The sequence below is a fragment of the Paenibacillus sp. ALE3 genome (assembly GCF_054113405.1).
This window is the reverse complement of sequence record NZ_CM134214.1, coordinates 5,055,809-5,075,170: the sequence shown is the minus strand read 5'-3', so window position 1 is coordinate 5,075,170 and position 19,362 is coordinate 5,055,809. Positions and strand designations below refer to the sequence as shown.

20 protein-coding genes and 1 pseudogene are annotated in these 19,362 nt (G+C 40.4%); 6 read left to right on the top strand and 15 right to left on the bottom strand.

What is annotated here, in order from left to right; all coding sequences use genetic code 11:
• The first annotated feature begins 704 nt into the window (after window positions 1-704).
• The gene (locus ACXHJ2_RS22770; protein WP_165084376.1) at window positions 705-2,012 is read left to right on the top strand and encodes a DUF6270 domain-containing protein; all 1,308 of its coding nucleotides are present in this window, start codon (window positions 705-707) and stop codon (window positions 2,010-2,012) included.
• A gap of 69 nt (window positions 2,013-2,081) precedes the next feature.
• Here the strand turns inward: ACXHJ2_RS22770 and ACXHJ2_RS22765 are convergent, their stop codons facing one another.
• From ACXHJ2_RS22765 to ACXHJ2_RS22730, 8 genes are all read right to left on the bottom strand, one after another.
• On the bottom strand, window positions 2,082-3,641 hold the full coding sequence (locus tag ACXHJ2_RS22765) for a recombinase family protein (RefSeq protein ID WP_457874370.1): 1,560 nt from the start codon (window positions 3,639-3,641) through the stop codon (window positions 2,082-2,084).
• 185 nt (window positions 3,642-3,826) lie between these two features.
• Window positions 3,827-3,994 carry a hypothetical protein gene (locus tag ACXHJ2_RS22760; RefSeq protein ID WP_165084495.1) on the bottom strand — a complete coding sequence of 56 codons (168 nt, stop codon included), beginning with the start codon at window positions 3,992-3,994 and terminating at the stop codon, window positions 3,827-3,829.
• Between the two features lie 99 nt (window positions 3,995-4,093).
• Complete coding sequence (locus ACXHJ2_RS22755; RefSeq protein WP_165084497.1) at window positions 4,094-4,543, bottom strand: JAB domain-containing protein; 450 nt, start codon at window positions 4,541-4,543, stop codon at window positions 4,094-4,096.
• 400 nt (window positions 4,544-4,943) lie between these two features.
• Entirely contained in the window at window positions 4,944-6,854 is a 1,911-nt protein-coding gene (locus ACXHJ2_RS22750) for a DNA primase family protein (protein ID WP_165084499.1), read from the bottom strand.
• A complete protein-coding gene (locus tag ACXHJ2_RS22745; protein WP_165084501.1) occupies window positions 6,836-7,390 on the bottom strand; it encodes a bifunctional DNA primase/polymerase in 555 nt (184 codons plus the stop codon). Before ACXHJ2_RS22745 ends, ACXHJ2_RS22750 begins: the two co-directional genes overlap by 19 nt.
• A gap of 416 nt (window positions 7,391-7,806) precedes the next feature.
• Entirely contained in the window at window positions 7,807-8,271 is a 465-nt protein-coding gene (locus ACXHJ2_RS22740; RefSeq protein WP_165084503.1) for a hypothetical protein, read from the bottom strand.
• Between the two features lie 149 nt (window positions 8,272-8,420).
• Complete coding sequence (locus ACXHJ2_RS22735; RefSeq protein WP_165084504.1) at window positions 8,421-10,043, bottom strand: hypothetical protein; 1,623 nt, start codon at window positions 10,041-10,043, stop codon at window positions 8,421-8,423.
• A 166-nt stretch (window positions 10,044-10,209) separates the two neighbouring features.
• Window positions 10,210-10,356, bottom strand: coding sequence for a hypothetical protein (locus ACXHJ2_RS22730; RefSeq protein WP_165084506.1), 147 nt, complete (start codon window positions 10,354-10,356; stop codon window positions 10,210-10,212).
• A 222-nt stretch (window positions 10,357-10,578) separates the two neighbouring features.
• Here ACXHJ2_RS22730 and ACXHJ2_RS22725 point away from each other — a divergent pair, with 222 nt between their 5' ends.
• Complete coding sequence (locus ACXHJ2_RS22725) at window positions 10,579-10,941, top strand: helix-turn-helix domain-containing protein (RefSeq protein ID WP_165084508.1); 363 nt, start codon at window positions 10,579-10,581, stop codon at window positions 10,939-10,941.
• A 33-nt stretch (window positions 10,942-10,974) separates the two neighbouring features.
• Here ACXHJ2_RS22725 and ACXHJ2_RS22720 read toward each other — a convergent pair whose 3' ends face one another.
• From ACXHJ2_RS22720 to ACXHJ2_RS22710, 3 genes are all read right to left on the bottom strand, one after another.
• Complete coding sequence (locus ACXHJ2_RS22720; protein WP_165084510.1) at window positions 10,975-12,015, bottom strand: hypothetical protein; 1,041 nt, start codon at window positions 12,013-12,015, stop codon at window positions 10,975-10,977.
• An 86-nt stretch (window positions 12,016-12,101) separates the two neighbouring features.
• On the bottom strand, window positions 12,102-12,617 hold the full coding sequence (locus ACXHJ2_RS22715) for a hypothetical protein (protein WP_165084512.1): 516 nt from the start codon (window positions 12,615-12,617) through the stop codon (window positions 12,102-12,104).
• Window positions 12,590-12,985 carry a hypothetical protein gene (locus ACXHJ2_RS22710; protein ID WP_165084514.1) on the bottom strand — a complete coding sequence of 132 codons (396 nt, stop codon included), beginning with the start codon at window positions 12,983-12,985 and terminating at the stop codon, window positions 12,590-12,592. The genes ACXHJ2_RS22715 and ACXHJ2_RS22710 overlap by 28 nt, the downstream gene beginning before the upstream one ends.
• Window positions 12,986-13,539: 554 nt before the next feature.
• On the opposite strand from ACXHJ2_RS22710, the gene ACXHJ2_RS22705 reads away from it, so the two are divergent.
• Both ACXHJ2_RS22705 and ACXHJ2_RS22700 read left to right on the top strand, forming a co-directional pair.
• Window positions 13,540-14,667 carry a hypothetical protein gene (locus ACXHJ2_RS22705; protein ID WP_165084516.1) on the top strand — a complete coding sequence of 376 codons (1,128 nt, stop codon included), beginning with the start codon at window positions 13,540-13,542 and terminating at the stop codon, window positions 14,665-14,667.
• A gap of 35 nt (window positions 14,668-14,702) precedes the next feature.
• The gene (locus tag ACXHJ2_RS22700; protein ID WP_165084518.1) at window positions 14,703-15,185 is read left to right on the top strand and encodes a hypothetical protein; all 483 of its coding nucleotides are present in this window, start codon (window positions 14,703-14,705) and stop codon (window positions 15,183-15,185) included.
• A 16-nt stretch (window positions 15,186-15,201) separates the two neighbouring features.
• Here the strand turns inward: ACXHJ2_RS22700 and ACXHJ2_RS22695 are convergent, their stop codons facing one another.
• From ACXHJ2_RS22695 to ACXHJ2_RS22680, 4 genes and pseudogenes are all read right to left on the bottom strand, one after another.
• Entirely contained in the window at window positions 15,202-15,438 is a 237-nt protein-coding gene (locus ACXHJ2_RS22695; protein ID WP_165084520.1) for a P-loop NTPase family protein, read from the bottom strand.
• Window positions 15,435-15,566: a hypothetical protein gene (locus ACXHJ2_RS22690; RefSeq protein ID WP_274597506.1), complete on the bottom strand. Its 132-nt coding sequence runs from the start codon at window positions 15,564-15,566 to the stop codon at window positions 15,435-15,437. The genes ACXHJ2_RS22695 and ACXHJ2_RS22690 overlap by 4 nt, the downstream gene beginning before the upstream one ends.
• 94 nt (window positions 15,567-15,660) lie before the next feature.
• Window positions 15,661-15,988, bottom strand: a pseudogene (locus ACXHJ2_RS22685) (transposase); the annotation flags it as partial.
• A 158-nt stretch (window positions 15,989-16,146) separates the two neighbouring features.
• On the bottom strand, window positions 16,147-17,154 hold the full coding sequence (locus ACXHJ2_RS22680) for a hypothetical protein (RefSeq protein ID WP_165084522.1): 1,008 nt from the start codon (window positions 17,152-17,154) through the stop codon (window positions 16,147-16,149).
• Window positions 17,155-18,060: 906 nt separating this feature from the next.
• Between ACXHJ2_RS22680 and ACXHJ2_RS22675 the strand changes: the two genes are divergently transcribed.
• Both ACXHJ2_RS22675 and ACXHJ2_RS22670 read left to right on the top strand, forming a co-directional pair.
• Window positions 18,061-18,498: an immunity protein YezG family protein gene (locus tag ACXHJ2_RS22675; RefSeq protein WP_165084523.1), complete on the top strand. Its 438-nt coding sequence runs from the start codon at window positions 18,061-18,063 to the stop codon at window positions 18,496-18,498.
• 172 nt (window positions 18,499-18,670) lie between these two features.
• Complete coding sequence (locus ACXHJ2_RS22670; protein ID WP_165084525.1) at window positions 18,671-19,345, top strand: hypothetical protein; 675 nt, start codon at window positions 18,671-18,673, stop codon at window positions 19,343-19,345.
• Window positions 19,346-19,362 lie beyond the last annotated feature (17 nt).

The window sequence follows — 19,362 nt, the reverse complement described above, 5'->3', positions numbered from 1 at the left end:
TGGCTTACGCTACCTCCCAATACAACCTGTGCATAATTAGACGTCGAATTGTGGATTTGCCGTGCCACGGTTCGCCTCCATATGTAGTATTATGAAAAGCGGCCTTGATGGGTCGCTTTTTTGCTTACTTTAATTTCCCTGTCGCATAGTCCAAAGTGAGGTAAAATAAATGTTGGCAGTCTTATTGTATTTGACTTCTAGCTTGTCAACAGATTGGATATTGAATACTTAGATCCGCATTCCTTAAAAATGAGTTTATGTTAAGGAGTTCTGCTATCTTGAAGGAGTTGTTGGAGTTCTAATAAGATTTGAGGAGCTCTCTATTAAACAAGCATTTATAGATAGCTTGATGATGAATCACTCAAGTTATACCGAAAAGTGATTTGCCTATCACGCCGGACGTGAGGGACGATTCGATATATTAGCGAGTGAGCCAATGTCAATTATTAACCGCCAATTGAGCCATTTCAATCATCGCAGAAATGCAAAGCCGGTTTGTTGAAAATATGAAATGCCATTGCCTCGCATCCAGGCTATTTAAAATGCGTCTAATCTTCCTTGTGTATGCTGCCGATAATCATATTAAGCGTTGAGCTTTGGGATTGACAAGATTGATTCCTAAGGAGGAATAGAGCCATTTATACAGACCATGAATAATTTTCATCGTAGTACCACTATCTATGTAAAACATTGGAGGCTCTTAAATGGTATTGGTAGACGTGCATGGTTCATGCTTAAGCAGAGATATTTTCAACGTTAATAAAGACACTAATATATCAGTTAATAGTTATTTAAGCAGAAATAATATTGTATCTAGTATGATGCCTCCTGCAAATATTTCTACAAGATCTGAAGAGTTGCTTTTTTTTAATAGTGAGTATTCTCATCGTTGTTTACGAAACGGTATTGAAAAAAACACTGTTCCAATCCTTCTGAATTCTAGTGCTGATTTCCTAGTGATTGATTTTTTTGACCTTTGCCAGCCGGTAGCTGTATATAAAAATACGACTTTCTCTACTTATGATTATTCATTTTATAATACGGCAGCCTATAAAAGTGAATCGGAACAATTCCAGTCCATTAATTTCTTGGAAATTCCAAGTTGGTTATGGTATGGATATATAGATCTATATTGGGAGAAAATGATTGAGAAATTTGGAGGAAATATAATACTGGTTAGAACTAGAGGTTGTAATCATTATATATCGAGAGATGGAGAGGTTAAGGATACTCCTCCTGCGATGTTGCATTTTGGAAATGCGATTTATAATAAACAACTTTATGAACTCGAAGAGTATGTTATAAATAAATATAATCCCTATGTTTTAGATGTTTCAAAATATTTTATTGCCGACGAAGAGTATAATCGGGATGTAACACCCGTTCACTTTGAAGAAAACTATGCCATAAGTTCTTGGTCATTGATGCAAAATATTATCCTGAATAAACCGAAACAAAGATACTATGATAACCTTAGGCCGCAGGTGGTTGCCGACCTATTGAGAAGAAGGGTTGATGAGAGAAATTTTGAGGTGATCTGGAGAGAAACAGAGAGTTTTTTTGTTTCAAACGATCTTCTGGATGATATATGTTTAGAAAGTGCTTCAATAGATATTATTCAAAACAGAAAATGGTTAGCCACCCTTTATCAAAAGGTGGATGAAGTATATTCAACCTTCTCTGATATAAACATGGATGAAAAATTAACATTTATAAATGAATTCATCAATGGAATTGAACTATCGGAAGAAGATAATGTGTTTCAACGGTATTATTTAAATAAACTAAAAGAAAAACAGGAGTACTTAAATCTACCTGTTGAGCATTTGGTGGAAAGTTTTACAGAAGCATTAGATAAAAATGACTTAAGATGGGTTCAAATGCTGAATTGTTTGGGTATATTGCTTCCAGAAGATGAAGCGGTTATGTATTATCATTTGCAGTACTCTATCGCTGTTGATAATAAATTGATGATTACTAAGCTTAAGCAACGGCTAAATTGTGTAGAATAAACCCGTATGACTAGTCTCCAGTGGAAGTGATATCTGTCTGTAACTACACCCGTAGAAGCTTATGTTACGTTATCTTCGGACAGGGGTTCGACTCCCCTCGCCTCCATCGATCAAATCCACAACTTGTAGCTTAAAGATGACTTCTACGTGTTCCTTGTAGACGATCACCTTTTCTACATAGCTGCCGATGAACTTCTTGATCTCAGGAAGATTCCGGCTGGTGATGTGGTCCTGAAAGCCAGAAAGCAGTTGTCGCAGAGCATCCTCTGTGATGGCTGCTTTTTCTTTTACCTGCTGAGCCTCAAGCAGTTTCGTTTCTAGCTCAATCTTTTGCTGTTCCAGTGAGGACAACTTTTCAAGAATGGTAGGATTGTTCAGACCGCCAGCTACGGCATTTACAATGTTATCGATCTGGCGCTCTACACCTTCCAGACTCTTGTTCAGGCGTTGTTGATCGGCTTTCACATGAGTTTCTTTGGACTTCTGGTACTCATTAAGCTGTTTAGCCAGAAGAGGGATAGCTTCATCGTTAAAAATCTTCTCTTGGAGTTGGGCTAGTACATAGGCTTCAATGTACTCCCGGCGTAATTCGGGATTCTTGCATGCCTTTGTTCGGTCACGGTTGCCGCAACGGTAGGTAACATATTTCAGTTTGCTTCTACCACTGTATTTGGTATTGCCCATCATGGCATACTGAATACCTACGTTTTTCAAACATTCCCCGCAAACAATGAGTCCGCTAAGCAGGTACATTTCTTTTGCCTTGTAAGCGCCAGGTTGGCGCTTGTTTCGATTCATCTTATCCTGTGCCTTCTGAAAATCTTCCTTGGTTACAAGTTGTGGCATACCACCTTCGACACGAATCACATCTTCACTATTTTTATGCCGATTGCCGTTTCGTTTACCAGCCGCATCCTTGCTGTCGGTGAGGTTGAAAATGTAAGTGCCTGTATACTTTTCATTGCGAAGAATGGTACCTAAGGTTCCTTTGCTGACGGGTTTACCGTAACGGGATTTGTAACTTTGCTCCGTCAGTTCCCGAATGATCTGATTGTACCCGTGACCAGCGAGGAACATAGAAAAAACAGTTTCGACGATGCCGCGTTCCTCTTCATTAATGATGTACTTTTTTGTTACAGGATCTACAGCATAGCCGATGGGAGGTAAGCCGCCTGTATGTTTACATTGGTATGCTGTTTCTTTCATTCCCTTCATGACCTCACGGGCCAAGTTTTTGGAATAGTACTCAGCCATACCTTCCAGCAAAGTTTCCATAATGATACTTTCTGGAGAGCCATCTAGGTTTTCGGTGACGCTGTACAGTTTAATACCGTTCAATTTCAGTTTGCGTTTGTATTTAGCGCTGTCGTATTTATCCCGGCTAAAACGATCCAGCTTATGAACGATGAGCACATCAAAAAGGCCTTTTTCACTATCGACAATCATTTGCTGGAACTGTGGGCGTTTGTCTGTGGTGGCGCTTTTGGCGCGGTCGATATAGATTTTAACGAGTTCAAAGCCTTTTTGTTTGCAGTAGGCTTCAATGGCTCGAACCTGAGCGTCGATGGATTCATCCCGTTGGTTGTCACTGGAAAAGCGAGCGTAAGCTGCGGCGCGTTGAATAGTCATTGGTATAATTACCCCTTTCAATGTAGGCGAATGATGATGGTGATGAATCTGATATAGCCCCTCTGTAAAAGGAGAGGCCACAGATTGATATAGCGAACAAAAGCGTTAAAGTATTAAAGTGTGTGGATGTGTTCGCGTTCTGAAAAGTCTACCGCTTAGGAATCATCAGGAACGTAACTGTGAGCCTATCGTTTTCGTTTCAAAATGGTATCCAGCATTTCAACGGCAGGTTGGTAGTATGAAGTAGTCGTTTCCTGTACCTGATCGGCAGTAATCCAGGAAGAGGTATCGGGATCAGTGCAAAATTGTTTGAGCTTGCGTCTGGAAATACGAGTCGAGTAATGCATTGGCATGAGAGCAAAAACCCCTTACTTATCTTTTTTTTGATTGGGCGATAATTTCGAATGCCAATTGAGCTGCAGCGACAATCAACGTGAGTATGGCTTGATTCATTACATGAGCCCCCTTTGCTTAAGGCTGACAAACGAGTCATCGCCCAAAATGATGTGATCCAGCAGTTCAATGCCTAAAATAGCACCGCTTTGTTGAAGCCGCTTGGTCATGTCCAGATCTTCCGTAGAAGGATCTGGCTTGCCAGAAGGATGATTATGACAAGCAATGATGGACGCAGCGTTGGACAGCACCGCTAGTTTAAATGTCTCTCTGGGATGTAACAAGGATGAACTGAGTGTACCCAGTGAAACCAACTGTAAGGCCATGGGCTGGTTCTTGGTGTTCAGGGTTAGGACACAAAAGGCCTCCCGGTCACAGTCCCCGATGAACTCCCGGAAAAGGCAAACGGTATCCTCGGGCCTGTGAACCACCCGATCTGCAAAGAGTAGGGACTTATCTCGAATGGTGTGTAAGTGCAGTACCTGTACACGTTTAGCAGCTTGTTTCATTGTTTTCCTCCTTCAAACAGGTTGTGATGTAGTCTTGTGGTCAGGGCTACAAAAATATAATGTCTGTTTGAAAGAGGAGTTGAAACGGATTAACTGTTCAGGTGGTGGCGCTGGGAGTGACCCGAAAGGGGCGTTTGTGAAATTCTGTGCCACGGCCTTCTTTCCTTACAGGGCATGGTTTTTTTTGATGTCGGGGCGTTTGTGGCCCGTTTTCTGGAAAACTTCTCTTTTAATTTTAGATGATGATGGATTAAAAAATTTGTCAGGGGGGGGAAAAGAAGCCACAAGCGCCCCGCTTTCTCCAAATCCCTTACCAGGCAAGGAATTGAGATGTGGCGTGCCTTCGATGTACCTGTCACACCCTCGCCCCTGACTGTCCCACAACGCCTCTTGTTACCGTTTAATCCAGGTCTTCAATGCTATCAACGACTTGGACCTGAGTGCTCTTCATCCAAGAAGGCTTAGGAGCGATTTTCAGGCAAATGCCCCTGATTAAGCGTTCCCCGCCAGACTTATCCGGTTCAAATACAACTCCCTGTTCCTTCAAAACTTCTTTCACTTTACCCGTCAGTTGCTGATTACTGATGTTGGTCAGACCATTATGGCCTTCACGCTGACACCAGCTTACAAAACCGGCCTTTAGATCCTTGTTAAGTAGTTTACTCTCAGGATTAGCTTCAATCATATCCTCAACAAACACTTGAATTGGATTAATCATTTGGCTGTACTGGTTAGCCAGTTGCTGTACCTTTTTTGACTTTGTAAAACGGTAGGAGTGTTTACGTAAACGTTCCAATCCTTTTAACGCGAAGTTCAAAATACCAGCACCTTCCTTCATCAGCTTGTCCTTCAAATCCGGATCTTTTTGCTCGTCGGTAAATGTCTTTTCAAAGGGAAGAATGGTCATTTTACGAATGAGTCCGTAACTTTTGTCCTTGGAGTAGGGCAGGTTGTTGGTTGCAAATATGAGCTTACAAAATAGTTCCTGCATGTAGCCCTGTTTGAACTTTTCTTCGGTACGAACAGGATCACCAGAAGCGATAGCCTTTAGGTAGCTTGTTTCAATCCCCTTACTGCCGACTTCATTCTCGGTGGTGATGTTGACCAGCTTGTTAATCATCTCAGAGCGAGCAAAGGGCTTCTCCAGATCATTTAACGAAAGGGCTGAGGTATTCCGCTCTCCGACCAAATTTTTTAGCACATGAATGAGTACAGACTTTCCGTTAGACCCTTTTCCGTAAAAGAGAAAGACTTGCTCGGCTTTGGTGGATGTGGTCAGGCAGTAGCCAAAGATTTCAGCAATGAGGTCAATACGCTCCTGGTCCTGATCGAAAATATCATTCAAAAAGGCTTCGAATTTTGGGCATGTAGCTTTAGGGTCATACGCGATGGGAACCTGTACGCTGGAATAGAACTTAGGATCATGATTCTGCAACTGGAAGTTACGTAGATCAAGCATCCCGTTTTCCAGGTTAATGTAGTCGCGCTTGCTGTCCATTGGATGTTCCCGTGTGCAATCACGTGTCAAGGCAGTCATGTACTCCGCTTCGATTTTAGAACTCCAGAAATAAGGAACCCAAGTGTGAAGAATTCTTCGTACATTCTTTTTGAGTACATCGGGAAGTTGATCCCGCCACACTCCAGAATTGTAAACATAGTAGCGTTGCTCAGGAGCTACAAAAATAGTTTTGAGGTAATGACGACGGATGAATTCTGAAAACAGGTTAGGGTTTAAGCGTGTCGGCTTGTTGTTATTATCTAAGGTGAAACCAACGTCTTTTAGGCCTTTATTGTAGACAGACTTCAGTTCAGTCGTTTTGGACATGTAGGGATTAGGACGAGTACTTTTTTTGGTTTTGGGTTGGCTTAACATTTTAGCAGGACTATTCACGATGATTCCCTCCTCATTTTTACGTACATGGTGTTGAAAGCAAGTGGCGATTTGTTGTTCATTACAGCCAAACGTGCGGCAGCGCGTAGGTGGCTTCTTGTTCTGCTGTAATTGAAGAATGCGATTCTGACTATGTGTGTCGTGTTTATCCGAAAGCGCCGAAAACTCTAATGCTAATTTCTCTGGGAGTAACTGTACCCACTTAAACCAGGTTTCTTCATCCAGGCCATGTTGTTGCTGGGTAGCATAGTCTTGGGCAAAACGAGGGCAACGATCATGCAAGATTTTCAGGTTACCTTGTACGTTGTTTTGTGCAGATGCAAACGTGTTTTTGTTGGTGGGCACCCGAGTAGGACGCTGGAAAATCCAAGAGGGTGCTTCTGCTAGCAATGCACTGGCCTTTAGGGTTCGATGATCCATTGGTATTGCCCTCCGTTTATATGAATGGATGGGGGAAGAACGGTCTGACGTCCATTTCCCAACACGCTTACTTCACAATGTGACTCCGTCGGGTGTCGCTCTACCCAACTAGTGAACGACGATCCTTCCGGGATTTTGTACAAGTATCTCATTCCTCCACCAGGGGTACTGAATTGCCATGTGGAAGGTACGTTCCCTTGGGACAAGCGTTCCAGAATGCCGAATCCCTGTTTTCCGTCCACATCAATGCCGATGATGTCACTGTTCCTTCCTAGCACTAACCCGATGTTACATGATGGGTATTTGGAGAGCCAACAGTCAATCTTGGCTCGGGATGGTGGCGCAGCCTCTTGCCATCCCTTGAACAAAGGGGCTTTTCCAGGATGTCTGCACGTTTCTTTATGCCTCTCAGACATTCCTTCGTGATCGTGAGGGCAAAGCGGTATGACAGGTAAGCCCATGTCAGCGTATTTGTAAAAGTAGTGTCGTAGCTCCTCGGTACGATCTGTAGCATTCTGACAATTTGAGTTGCTCATGATGGGATTCCCCTCTCTGTTTTCTAAACCTTAACCGCATCTGTATCTCATGGAGAAGATAAAGCGGCTAAGCGTATTTTGTTATCAAAGAACTTGTTGCAAGCATGTTCAAGTTAATTTGTGTTGCTTGCATAATAAGAATATCAAAGACAAAAGGATGGTTTTTGTAGTTGAGTAGGATTGAATTTTTGAAAAAAAATGAATAGGGATATTGAAGCTCCCCTGTTGCGTTTTTGAGAGTATTCAAGTTCCCAAAAATCCATCAAGGGCATTGCTTTTTATGTAAATTTCTCGTTTTTTTGAGGTTTTACGTTGAATAGCTCCTGATTAGAAAAATAAATTGGTTTATTTCGAAAAAATGGACGAATTAAAAAAAGCATTGAGGTAGTTATCCCTCAATGCTTTAAATGAAGCTTCTATTTAATCCGTTCTCGTTTTCTTTCAGCTACTCGTTCAAGTTTCTTAATTTGTTTTTGTGAGGCATATTTTATAATGTACCGAATTAAATACTTCTTAGATAGAACCATGAGGTTCTCGAGGATTTCGGTTTGATACTCTTCGGATACTTCCTTGCTTTTGTTCGTATGTTCTCTTTTTAGCTTTTTTAGTAAGCAACTAATATCATATGCAGCCTGTTTAAGTATTTTTAAAACTTCTTGATATTTAAGACTGTTAGGATACAGGTGTGTCAGTACATCGTTTGTTGAAAGGACGTGTTTGACTATGTCGGCTGCTTTACGATCTTGGTTCAATGCATCCAAAAGTGTATTGTCATCCAAAAGATCAACGTTAAAATCATCGTACAGAACATCTGCCTTAGTGATTATCTTTACTATATTATTTCCTTGACTCTTTCTGTTCCTTTTAATGGATGGATTCATCGTTGTAGTCTCTCCCCTCTTGAATAGTATATATGGAAGTAGGCTAAAAGTTAAGAAGGGCTACGATGACTTGTAAAGAAAAAGACGAGATTTCGCAGCTCGTCTTTTTGTACATCTAGCTTCTATTAAATTAGTAGCTAGATCCGTGGCTAGTTTTTAACAAAAACTCCATTAGCGTACTTGTATTCCTCGTACAGTCCCTGCGAACCGTATGGAAGTAGGAACTGGTTGCCAGACATTAAGATATCCGATTGCCCCATGCCACTCCACAGCAGTTCTAAAGGGTTAGTTCCCTGCTCCGAAGCCATGAAATTATATGTGAGTATCCACACGTACATGTCGGCTTGCCCATCACTCGCAACCAAAACAATTTCAGGCGTTCCATCTTGAGTAAAATCATGTTCTTTGACAGCCAGGGAGTAACCAGGTAACAAGTCTCCAAATTCATCAAAGGGACTACTGCCTTCTATGGAAGGCAAGGATATGCTCCAGCCCTGCCCCAAAACATGATTGACAACTTGTGCTTTCACTCCATTGGGATGATCCAAACCCAGCACAATGTCCATGTTATCCCCATCTAAACGAACAGGATAGGTGAGATCAGCAGCAGGAGGAGTCCAGTGCTTGAAGTCTTTTAAGCTCACCGTTGGGGCGGCATCGGATGCTGGCGTTGTAGTCTGTGCTTCCTTCACAGGTGTTGTAGCTACCCGCACAGGAGAAGCGGATTCCTGTACAGGTGACTTGGTTTCGGTAATGTCTTGAGTCGGGGGTTCCGACTGAGAGGACGTTGAAGTGGAGGAAGTAGAGGTGCTTTCTTGCCAAGTTTCTTTATCAGAGGATGGGGGGCTTCCATCCAGTTTGGAAGTGACCTCTACTAAAAAGTAAGTCCAGTCCGACAGATCTTGTCCATTTCCGTCAATAGCGTAAGCAACGGGGGTAAATTGATTTTCAGCAAACACTTGAAACACGGTTTGAATGTTGATGCTCACGCCTTGATCGGTGTAGGTGGCTTGGTACATAACGTATTTGTTTACATCTTCTTCGTTGTCGCCCTTGTTGACCTGTTTCCAGACGACATTGCTAAAATACCTGTCATTGCTCAGGGCTTCGTCCATCGTATGATGGGTGCCGCCTGGAACCGTAGCATCTTTAACCCAGGTGACGTATGGATTATCAAAGCCTCCGCGTGAAGCAATGACAAGCAGTAAAATAAGGATTGCGATAATCCCAGCGCTTACTATGCTGAATATCTTTTTAGGCTTGTTGCTTAGCAATTGGGGAACGATGGAATTTTGTCCCGTTTCTGTGTTGTCGGAATGCTTTATTTGATTAATTGTATCGGCTAAAAATTGAACGAAGGAGTTTGCATCACCTTTAGAACTAGTCAGGATGTTCAGGTTGTTTCCTGAACGTTGGCTGATTTGAATGTTGGTGTTAAAGGTGCGCCACAGAAAAAGAGCAGTCAAGAGTAAGGGTAAAAAGTTCATGGTTATCAGAGTTACGAATACAAATAAAATAGCAAAAACCAGGTCAAACCAATTGATTTTGGAGCCCACAGCCATGAATTTGATGTTGGTGAGCGGAATGTCCTGAGTCGATGGTTGTAAGGGGAAAGCGCCTAAGATGAAGTTTTGTCTAGTGAGCAACAGCTTTTCGCCCTCGAATGTAGCCGTTGTTTTCTTTTTTAAGTACGTAAGATAACTGAAACCCCCGTTCCATTCAAAAGTAAAATTTTTTGGGGTGGGTGGAGTTTGTTCTGTCTTGGTTAGCATGTGCGGTGCACCTTTCTATATTGATTTAACGTAGCTAATGAAAATAAATATAAGTTATGAGATTTGTATTATTATGAATTAGTCCAGTTTAGTTATTCGTTGTTTTGTGCAAAAGGCCAGCTTTGGGCTGGCCTTATTTCCTATCTTTGAAAGAAACTTACCAGTGCTACATCCACATATTCCTAAAAATCCATTTTCTAATGATTACACCGAGTATTGCACCGAATACGATGCCTGAAATGATACTCGTATCCGTAGAAATAGATCCAATCAGTCCAAGGACTGCTCCCCCAATAGCCCACTTCATTAACATTCAATTCAACCCTTTCAGTATGAAATAGAAGACGATTTTGGCGACTTTCCATCTATGCAGGATACTGATGACATACAATTTGGCCTACTACTCAAGTACTATAAGTAAGATAAATCCATTATAGAGTACTTATAATACCTTAAACAAGGTATTTTTATAGTTTAGTAGTATTACTTAACCTTATTCATTTTAACTACCCTTACTTTATAAGGGGTGCATAGGATGTCTGATTTGTTAAAATTGGTTGGAGCAAGGATCAGGAATTTACGCAAGCAGCGAGGACTTTCTCAAGCAAAGCTTGCAGAACTGTCCGAATTACAGGACTCCTATATTGGCGGCATTGAACGAGGAGAGCGAAACATATCGCTGAAATCAATTGATAAAATTACTTCTGCACTTGAAGTTGAACCTGTCGAAATTTTTAGGTTCGGCTCGTTAGATGGAATTGAAGGAAATACAGAGAAGCATCATGTTATAGAAATGCACCGTTCTTTACTCATGGAAAGAAGTTTTGAGGAGGTTGCAATGATTCAAAGAATTGTGCGCGACATGCTTCATACATTTGATAAAGAAAAGAATAAATAATGTAGTTTTCAATGTAATTTTACGATGATTAGATCAAAGATCATGCTCCTTAATATATTTCTTATTAACAGTAATTTTTGTTTCCTGAAAATGAGTGTAAAACTTCATGTCACGAGTCGATTGGTTGGCTTGGTCTGTAAAAGCCTGTTGAAGAGAGGAATCCTCCGTAATGAAGTAATCCCTCCCTTTCTGCTTACCAAACAAAGAAATGAGCGCGTATTTAAAGCTGGCGGGATTACAAATGCCTCCAGTACCCAAAGGGAGCAGCTCAACGACCTGTCCAATGGTAAGTTTTTGCCCCGCATCAGGCTGTTTTTCCAGTAAGGAGAGTAGGCAAGCAAATAGGACGTCTGCATTGGAGCGCAAAGTGATTTTCTCTAGGTCATAGTGTTCTGTTTTAACGTCACTCCAAGAGAATTGCCAGATGTGAGGCTCGTTGGTGGTGTAGCTGCTGTCTACATTTTTGTAAGCATGACGGTTGCCGTAGGCTTTTAGAAAGCGGTCGAGTTGTATGCGGTTGTGTTCGCCAAAGGAAAGCTTGGGTAAAATGGCGCGGAAGAAGCTGGAGTAGTCTTCGAGGTCGAGTAACGAACGTGACAAACTACGGTCGCTTTCCTGGTGATTGATCGTTTGAAGCAATTCGTACATGGCTTGAAGGCGATGGGAGTCCGTGTTTTCGTATTCGTCAGGACGCATGAGGTGTAAAAGGAAGGAAACAGCCTGAAATCCATACGTCCAGTCTGTCAGCCGCTCTTCCCAAAATTGAAGGATGCCAGCGGATTCTGATGGCATCTTTTCTGTGAACTCCGACCACAGCTTGATGATGTTTCTAACCACACTACTTTGTGCAGAGGGCAGGTCTTTCCGTTGCCAGCCTCCGAATGTCCAACCAAGTATTTGCTTTAACATCGTCGCTGTCACATTAGCTGGATCACACAAAAGACGCTTCCATTCTTCCAAAGGATACATGGGATATCTGGCGTAGGGGAAGCGTGTGAGATGTGTATCCATTTGCTCTTGGATGAGCGTTGCAAGAGCGCGTTTCTCTTTTTCCGTGAAGGTTAACGTTGACATGGTTTTCGCTCCATTTCTACATGAAAATAGCGACAGTATGGACACTCACATGCCCGTACTGTCGTTTTTTGGTTGGTAAGATTGATTTATAAGGAGAAGGGATCATCTTCTTTTGCACTCTGCATGAACAGGATGCGTTGCTCCGGTGTAAGGAACGGGTCTTCTAGCGCGATGTAATAAGGATCGGCTAACTCATTCACCCAACGTAAGGCATCTGCAATTTCACCGCCATGAAATATAGGGCTGTCTGACAATACTTCATCCTCTTTTACAATATCTACAATTCCAGTATCCTGGTCTATCGTCACAAACAGATTCGTACCGTCCACGTATCTGTTTGTCCCACTCTGATCGGTTGTCCTGATGATTACACGCACAAAAAAGGCCTGTTCGGGATGGAGCACTTCATGCTCTTCCAAACAGGCAGGTAGAAACTGTTTTTGATTGTGGGTGAACGAACCAACTGACAGCGCCATAATCCAGGTATTTCCGTACGATTCAGGATCATTCAGGATATCCCCGTTGTATTCAATGACCTCTTTTAGCTTGTTCAGTATGTTGTCCTCATTTGCCTTTAAACTTCTGCTTGTTCTTTTAGCCATTGTTCGGCCTCCTTTGGGTGAATTCCGACTTGTGTGAACAGGGTGATGATGTAGTCATTGGTGTTCATGACGGCGATTTTGTAAATTTGGATGTTGCCGAGGTCGTACAACTCGACGTATTCAGGGCAACTACCGAAAAGTCCGTCGTCTTCTCGTCTAAAACCTATGAGGCTAAGATCGTGTAGGTTATCCCCTGCCTCCAGGATGAAGATGGGGCCGGAAGGCTGGAGGGAGAAACGTGGATCATCTTTGTCATGGAATGAATTGCGAAGCTGGGTGAAGTATTCCTGGATGTGTTTTAAAAAAGTGGGGGCAAGCGGAGAGTGTTGCAGTGAGTCGATGTCTTGCTGGGTCTGTATGATGCGCACAACGTAACCTCCTAAAAGAAAATAAGGCTTCACTGATAACAGGAAGCCTTTCAAAGTAATAATATCTATTTTCTTTTTTTGGCAAGACGGTTTTGTTTGAAGTGCAAAAGACTAATTTAAGTTTTTCTGAAGTAGAAAATGATATTATTGCTCCCTTTATAGGGAGATAGTATATATTCAAATATTTATTTTTTTGAGTGAATTATATTGGCTCTTCGCTATACTGCGTGGTTAGGTTAATAGGCGATTTGACATGGAGCCTCTGCGGGCATGACTACTCGCGAAAGCCGCGAAGCATAGGGACTTCGCGATGCTAACCAGCTTATCATGCCCGCCTCTCCATATAAAATCGCAGTCTATTTTACTCATGCCGAATAGCGAGGAGGCATTTTTTTTGGACATCCCCTTTACAAACCACTAGATTATTGTATATAGTTTTCTAAGTTATTGGTTATTATTACCTCAATAGTGAATTTAAAAACTAGAAAGGAGAAATTAGGTCAGATTTATTTTTTGAAAAAAATATTTAAATATTGAAAGTGAGGAAACTTAGGGTGAGCTTTAAAAAAATTTTAATTCTAGCATCTACATTGTTTTTGATTTTTTTTGGATTGATACCGAATAATACAACTGCAAGTGGAGTATCCCAGTTAAATAATCAAACAAGTCTGGAATCTTTCTCAACTGAAAATTTAGAAGAACATCCAGATGTTAAAGAGTATATTCTAAAAAATGGGTTTGGAAGTTACCTAAACACTGAGGATCAAGCAGACTCAAATATTCTAAATTCACTTAGCTTATCATCAGTTCAAAGTCAGTCGAAAGTAAGAGTAAGTGGAGTGAATTTTAGCACTTATGGTTCGATTTCTAATGAGGATACAGAACCAGGCGAGTTCACGGAAGAAGAAGAAGCTGAGATAGTCAAGAAATATGGTTTAACAAAGCCAGAACCATATGTTAAAGAAAATATACAAAATATTTTAGTGGAAAGAAAGTTGTCAATCGGTGTTCCAGACAAAGTTTGGCTGTTAAACTATATACATACTGATGCGGGTATTACCGTAACGGTAGTAAATGTTGGAGGCACTCCTCTGGATAGAATTTCAGGAACTCTAAAGAAGTATAACAAAAGTAGAGATACTTGGAGATTAGCTGCTACACATCCATTTAGCAAAGTCTCGGTTAATTCAGGAATCGTTCATACTTGGCTTACTGGTAGACAGGCTGTTTCGGATTACTTTGAGTATAAAGTTAACGTTACTAGAAATGGAGCAGTATACAGTTATGATAATATCGGTAAAATGGATCACCAAAGATACTTATTTAGTGCAGGGCCTTATAATAAAATGTCAGCACTAGGAGGAGAAAGACACCACTTTGTTTCAGATAAGTCTCTAGCGATAACTGGTTTCAAAGCTGCTTCAGCACCAGCGATAAGAATGATGTATAGAGATCATTTGAACACTCCATCATGGGGATCTGGAGCTGCAGCTAAAGCATATAGAGAAAATGAGCAACAACTTTTGAAAAACAAGCAATATGAAGATGTGATACGTCTAGAGATTAGTGGACTTAGAAATGCTGCCGATTCCGAAGGGAAGGTTATTAATTTGGAACAGAAGTATTATAGTGAGGTTGTATCAGCTATTCTCTTGACAGAAAAATATTTTGGTATAAGGTAGTTTTATTAAATCAAATTTCAGTTAGGAGAGCTATAGTGGATAAAATAATTATTGAACCTAAAATAGGGATTGGTACGATTAAACTTGGTATGAGCAAAGCCGAGGTGGAAGATTGTCTTCAAGATTACAGTAATAAATTCCATAAGTCATATCATGATAATGAATTTTTTCACTACGCTTTCAGGATTGAATACGATTCGAATGCTAGGGTTAACTTCATCGAAATTGCTTCGCATCTAAAGGAAGAGTTCAATTGCTTGTTTGATGGCACTGATGTGTTTAACACTAAAGCTGAAAATCTAGTTAAGATGGTTAATGAGAAATCACCTTATGATGAAAATGATCCAGAGCTGGGTTGGATGTATTCATTTCCAGAACTAGGATTGAACTTTTGGAGATCGAGAATTTTTAAAGAAGAAGATAAGCTTGAAGATTGGTTTATTGAACTTTCCCAAGAAGATCAGGAAGAAGAGTGCAGATTTCAATATTTCGAAACTGTAAGTATTTTTTCTAATTAAAATTTTCTAAGTAGTATTAAATCAAGATTAAACGGTACCGACGACCTCGCGTTGAATGATGCTTTCGTTGGTACCGTTGTTTTTTAGATTGAAAGGGATATTGAGTATAGTCAAACAAGCCTTCCACTTCCTGAATATCATGCGTGCTAATGAGTATAGATTGCTGCCGACCCTCCAAATAATCAATAATCCCGGCCACAATCGCCTCTCTGGAGAGGACATCAATACCTGCGAACGCTTCATCCAGGATCATGAGTGGATAACCTCACGTGCCAGACATAAAATCAGTAGCACACGCGCCTCCTGTCCGCGGCTCAACCCGGCCATTTTCAACTCCAACTCCACGTCCATATGATCAGCAAGCTTATACGCATCCTTCATATTCGTGTAACGACATGAACTTCTTGAATATGGGACAAGAACATACTTGAATAACTTCTGCGTCAAGAACATACTTGAATTTTTTTATTCTTCATTTACTAATCGTCGTATGATCTGGAACTTTATCCGCTAAGCCCAGCCCCAGGAACCAGCGATAGGCCAGGTTCGTCTGAATTTCATGCTCGAGTTGCCGTTCTGAGCGAATGCCATGGAAATAACCGAGAAAGATCATTTTAAACAACACGGTAGGATCAATGGCAGGACGCCCGTTGTCCGCACAATACAGCAGGCCTACCTTCTCATGAATAAAGGAGAAGTCTATTATATTTATCCACTTTACGAACAGATGATCTTGCGGTACCAGTTCTTCCAGAGAAACCAATTCAAAAGATTGTTGTTTGTTTTCGATGAGGTCGCAGCATATCAACACCGTCCGTTCTACATAGTTACCTATATTATACAACATTAACGTGGTGTCGTCTTAAATAAGATTAACATAAAAAAAGCTGTCGAGACTTTCTCGACAGCCTGGAAAGAGGAGTCCTCTTTCTTCTTTTTAAAGAAATTATATTTATGATAGTTAAGGAGTCAAATCAACCTCCATTATTTGGAATATCCCATTTTTTCCACCAAAGAAAATTTTATTATCAGAAATTTTAACTGTAGTTTTATCATCACGTTCGCCCGGAACAACAATTGTTTTCCCAGTATAAACATTCTCAGCAGTATTATTTTCAATTTTTAATATGTGGACTTTGCTGCCATCTCTGACTACTGCATGATTACCTGGAAAAGATGTTACGGATAGAAGAGTGCTGACGACTTTTTTTCCTGATACCAATCCATCCCCAATGATTGTCCCTTCTTGGTTGAACAAAATATATGAACCAGGACTAGTTACGGCTATTAAATTACCGTCAGACAATCGGGCAACGCTTGTTATGTGTGAAGTTTTATACCTTCCTGACTTCAAACCTTTACCTTCATTATTGATTACAGACCAATTCCCGAGTGACCCGACTAACAATATATTGCCATTATCCATTTCTTCGGCATCATAAATAGGTCCGTTTGCACTCCAAAACCCACTTCGAAAAGGAGTCATGTCAGGCTCAAAAATTTGGTAAGCTCCTCGTGAGCCTGCAAAAAGTATTTTCCCATTTTTTAGCTGCTTAATTTTATATACCTCCCCCCCCATATCCCATTTCCCAGTCTGAACTGTACTTCCTGACTCATCTTTGATTTCCCATTGACCATATTCTGATGAAGAAAGCGTACTTCCATCTGGTAAGACGATTGTAGTGCCTGGGTCAATCAAACCTTCAGACTTAGAAGACCAAAACACTCGGCCATTTTCATCGTAAGAATTGTACCAAACACCATTATTCATACTCGCTCGACCCGTTGCAACTATACCTCCATCCTTTTTTAAGGCAGCAGAAGTGAGAAGAAAAGTATAGCTCGGCTTTTCTTCTACGGAAAACTTGCCAGCAATAATTCCATTTAATCCATATGCATGTGATGTTTCTGAAATCAAAGACATACCAACTACCATTGAAGCTAATACAAATCCGATTTTCTTTTTCATGCTTAAAGCTCCTTATTATTAAATAGAGCGGGTGCTCACCAAACTTATCCACCGTTACTTGATGGGCACTAGCTGTTAATACAGTAATTTTATTCCTGTTATATGAATTTGTACAGGTATATATTACCAATTAAATTTCTATTTATCCATAACTTTTCAACGTCTTTCTTTCCTAAGCTGGCTCTTCAATAAAGTGTTCCTTACAGTCTCCGAAAATGATTCGCACCTGTTTTAATGATCGAACAGACGTCCTCACAGCTAGGAAAAACTCTTTAATGATATGTGTTTTTTCCTCCCAGTTGATCCACCTCGATCGGCATCTCTGTTCATATCAGCCGGCGACTCTTCAATGAATCCAACCGTTTTTCTAGCGATTGGAGACACATCCCAGTTAATCAAGAACGTGTCGATGATTCGCTTTGTTTTGTCAGTAATTTTAGGATATGCCCAACCAATTTTGTGGTTCTAAATCAGGAAAAACTTAAAGAGACACAGGACGGAAAAGAGTACATAAATAGTTCAATTGGGCTTATGAGCAAGATAAACACATTATTTTCATTTTACAATAATGCTCAAGCTTTATGCTCGGGTGCACTTAATTTGTTGAATTCAATTTCGTAAATAATTATGCCACCTCACCAAACAATCTCAACATTACTCGACGACGGATTGTGGATTTGCTGAGCCACGGTTCGCATTTATGAACCCTTATCCAGATAAAACCACAATTGATAATTCAGGACAGGGGTTCGTTAAGCTTTTAATAATGGAAACATTTTTTGGTTTAACAGTTCGCAATCAGTTCGAGAATATCTTAGGGGTGATGAAAATCCAATACTTTTTTTACATGCGGTGATGATGTGATTGTTTGGATTTCCTTGGAAATGTTTACTGAATGGTTCGGAGATGAATGCCGAATTATTGTCCACATTCTTATTAAAGAAGGTGTATGCTGAAATACTAGGTGACTCTAGTAACGTATACTTTTATTTTAATACGTCTGAGAACGGAGATTTTATATACTCTCATGATATTCCTGAAAGATATGGTGTAAGTGAGAAAATTTATGATGACTTGCTATTAGGGTTACAATCCAAATTTGAAAAGCTAAGAAAAATATTTATTGATAATGATCAAGAGGCGTGGCCGAATTTAACCTTAGTACTGAAGTATCCTGGTAAATTAAATATTCAATATAATTATGAAGATATAATAGCTTTAAAAGTAACACCAACTCAACGACAAATGATTTTTGAATATCAACATTTAGGATTGTTACCTATAAGTGAGAGAAACAGACAGTTTTTAGAGGAATATTTAAATAATCAAGATAAGTATCAGTAGAGCCAAACCCGCTTTGACATAATTTGTCATTTTGGGTTTTTATAATGCACTCGGCTTTCCTATAACCTGGCGATGAAAGAGCGCTACATGCTGGGCAGGAGGGGATATGAATAGGATGAAGCAGAATAAATAAAGCGAATCCTCCTTCTAAACCTAAAAAAGGGAGACCATAATGAAGCCTATAATGATAACTAAAGGATGGAGTAAACACGATCTTTGGAAGGGATGTATACTTTCATCTATTGCGAACGCAATTATGGTGGCCCATTACCCTGAACTGTCCTATGAACATTCTTGGGATGGAATGAACTATAGTGTTATTGACGGAACAGGTGGGAGAGCAACAATTACATTCAGTGAAAAGTATTGTGTTGCAGCATTCCGAAATGACAATGTTACTCGTTCTGATGTGACAGCTGCTATTGATTTTTTTGAAGGAGCACCCAATGAAGTTTTGGAACTAGCCAAAAACGAAACTTTGGAGTATCTGCTGGAAGAAGGGGAAGATGGTGTGCCCGTTCCTTCCATTACTACAGCTTTCTGGGGGGATCAGGATAATATGATCTCTATAGATAACGTAGTAAGAATCGTTTTAAATGGTGGCTATCTTTTGGAAATCCAGTTAATGGAATATGATTCAGCGGTTGAATCTTGGCGAGATTATTATGAGATGACGGACGAACAAGTTGAACTTCTTAAATCAATATACACGAGAAAGATTAAAGATTTAAGTAATGACATAATATTAACCAAGAAAGAAATTGAAGCAATTGGAACGAGTGATCCTGAGGGATTGAATGAAAGCGAGACTTCCTTTGGAGAAATTGGAATAGGTTGGAGCAAGTAACCTGGATAATAGATGTT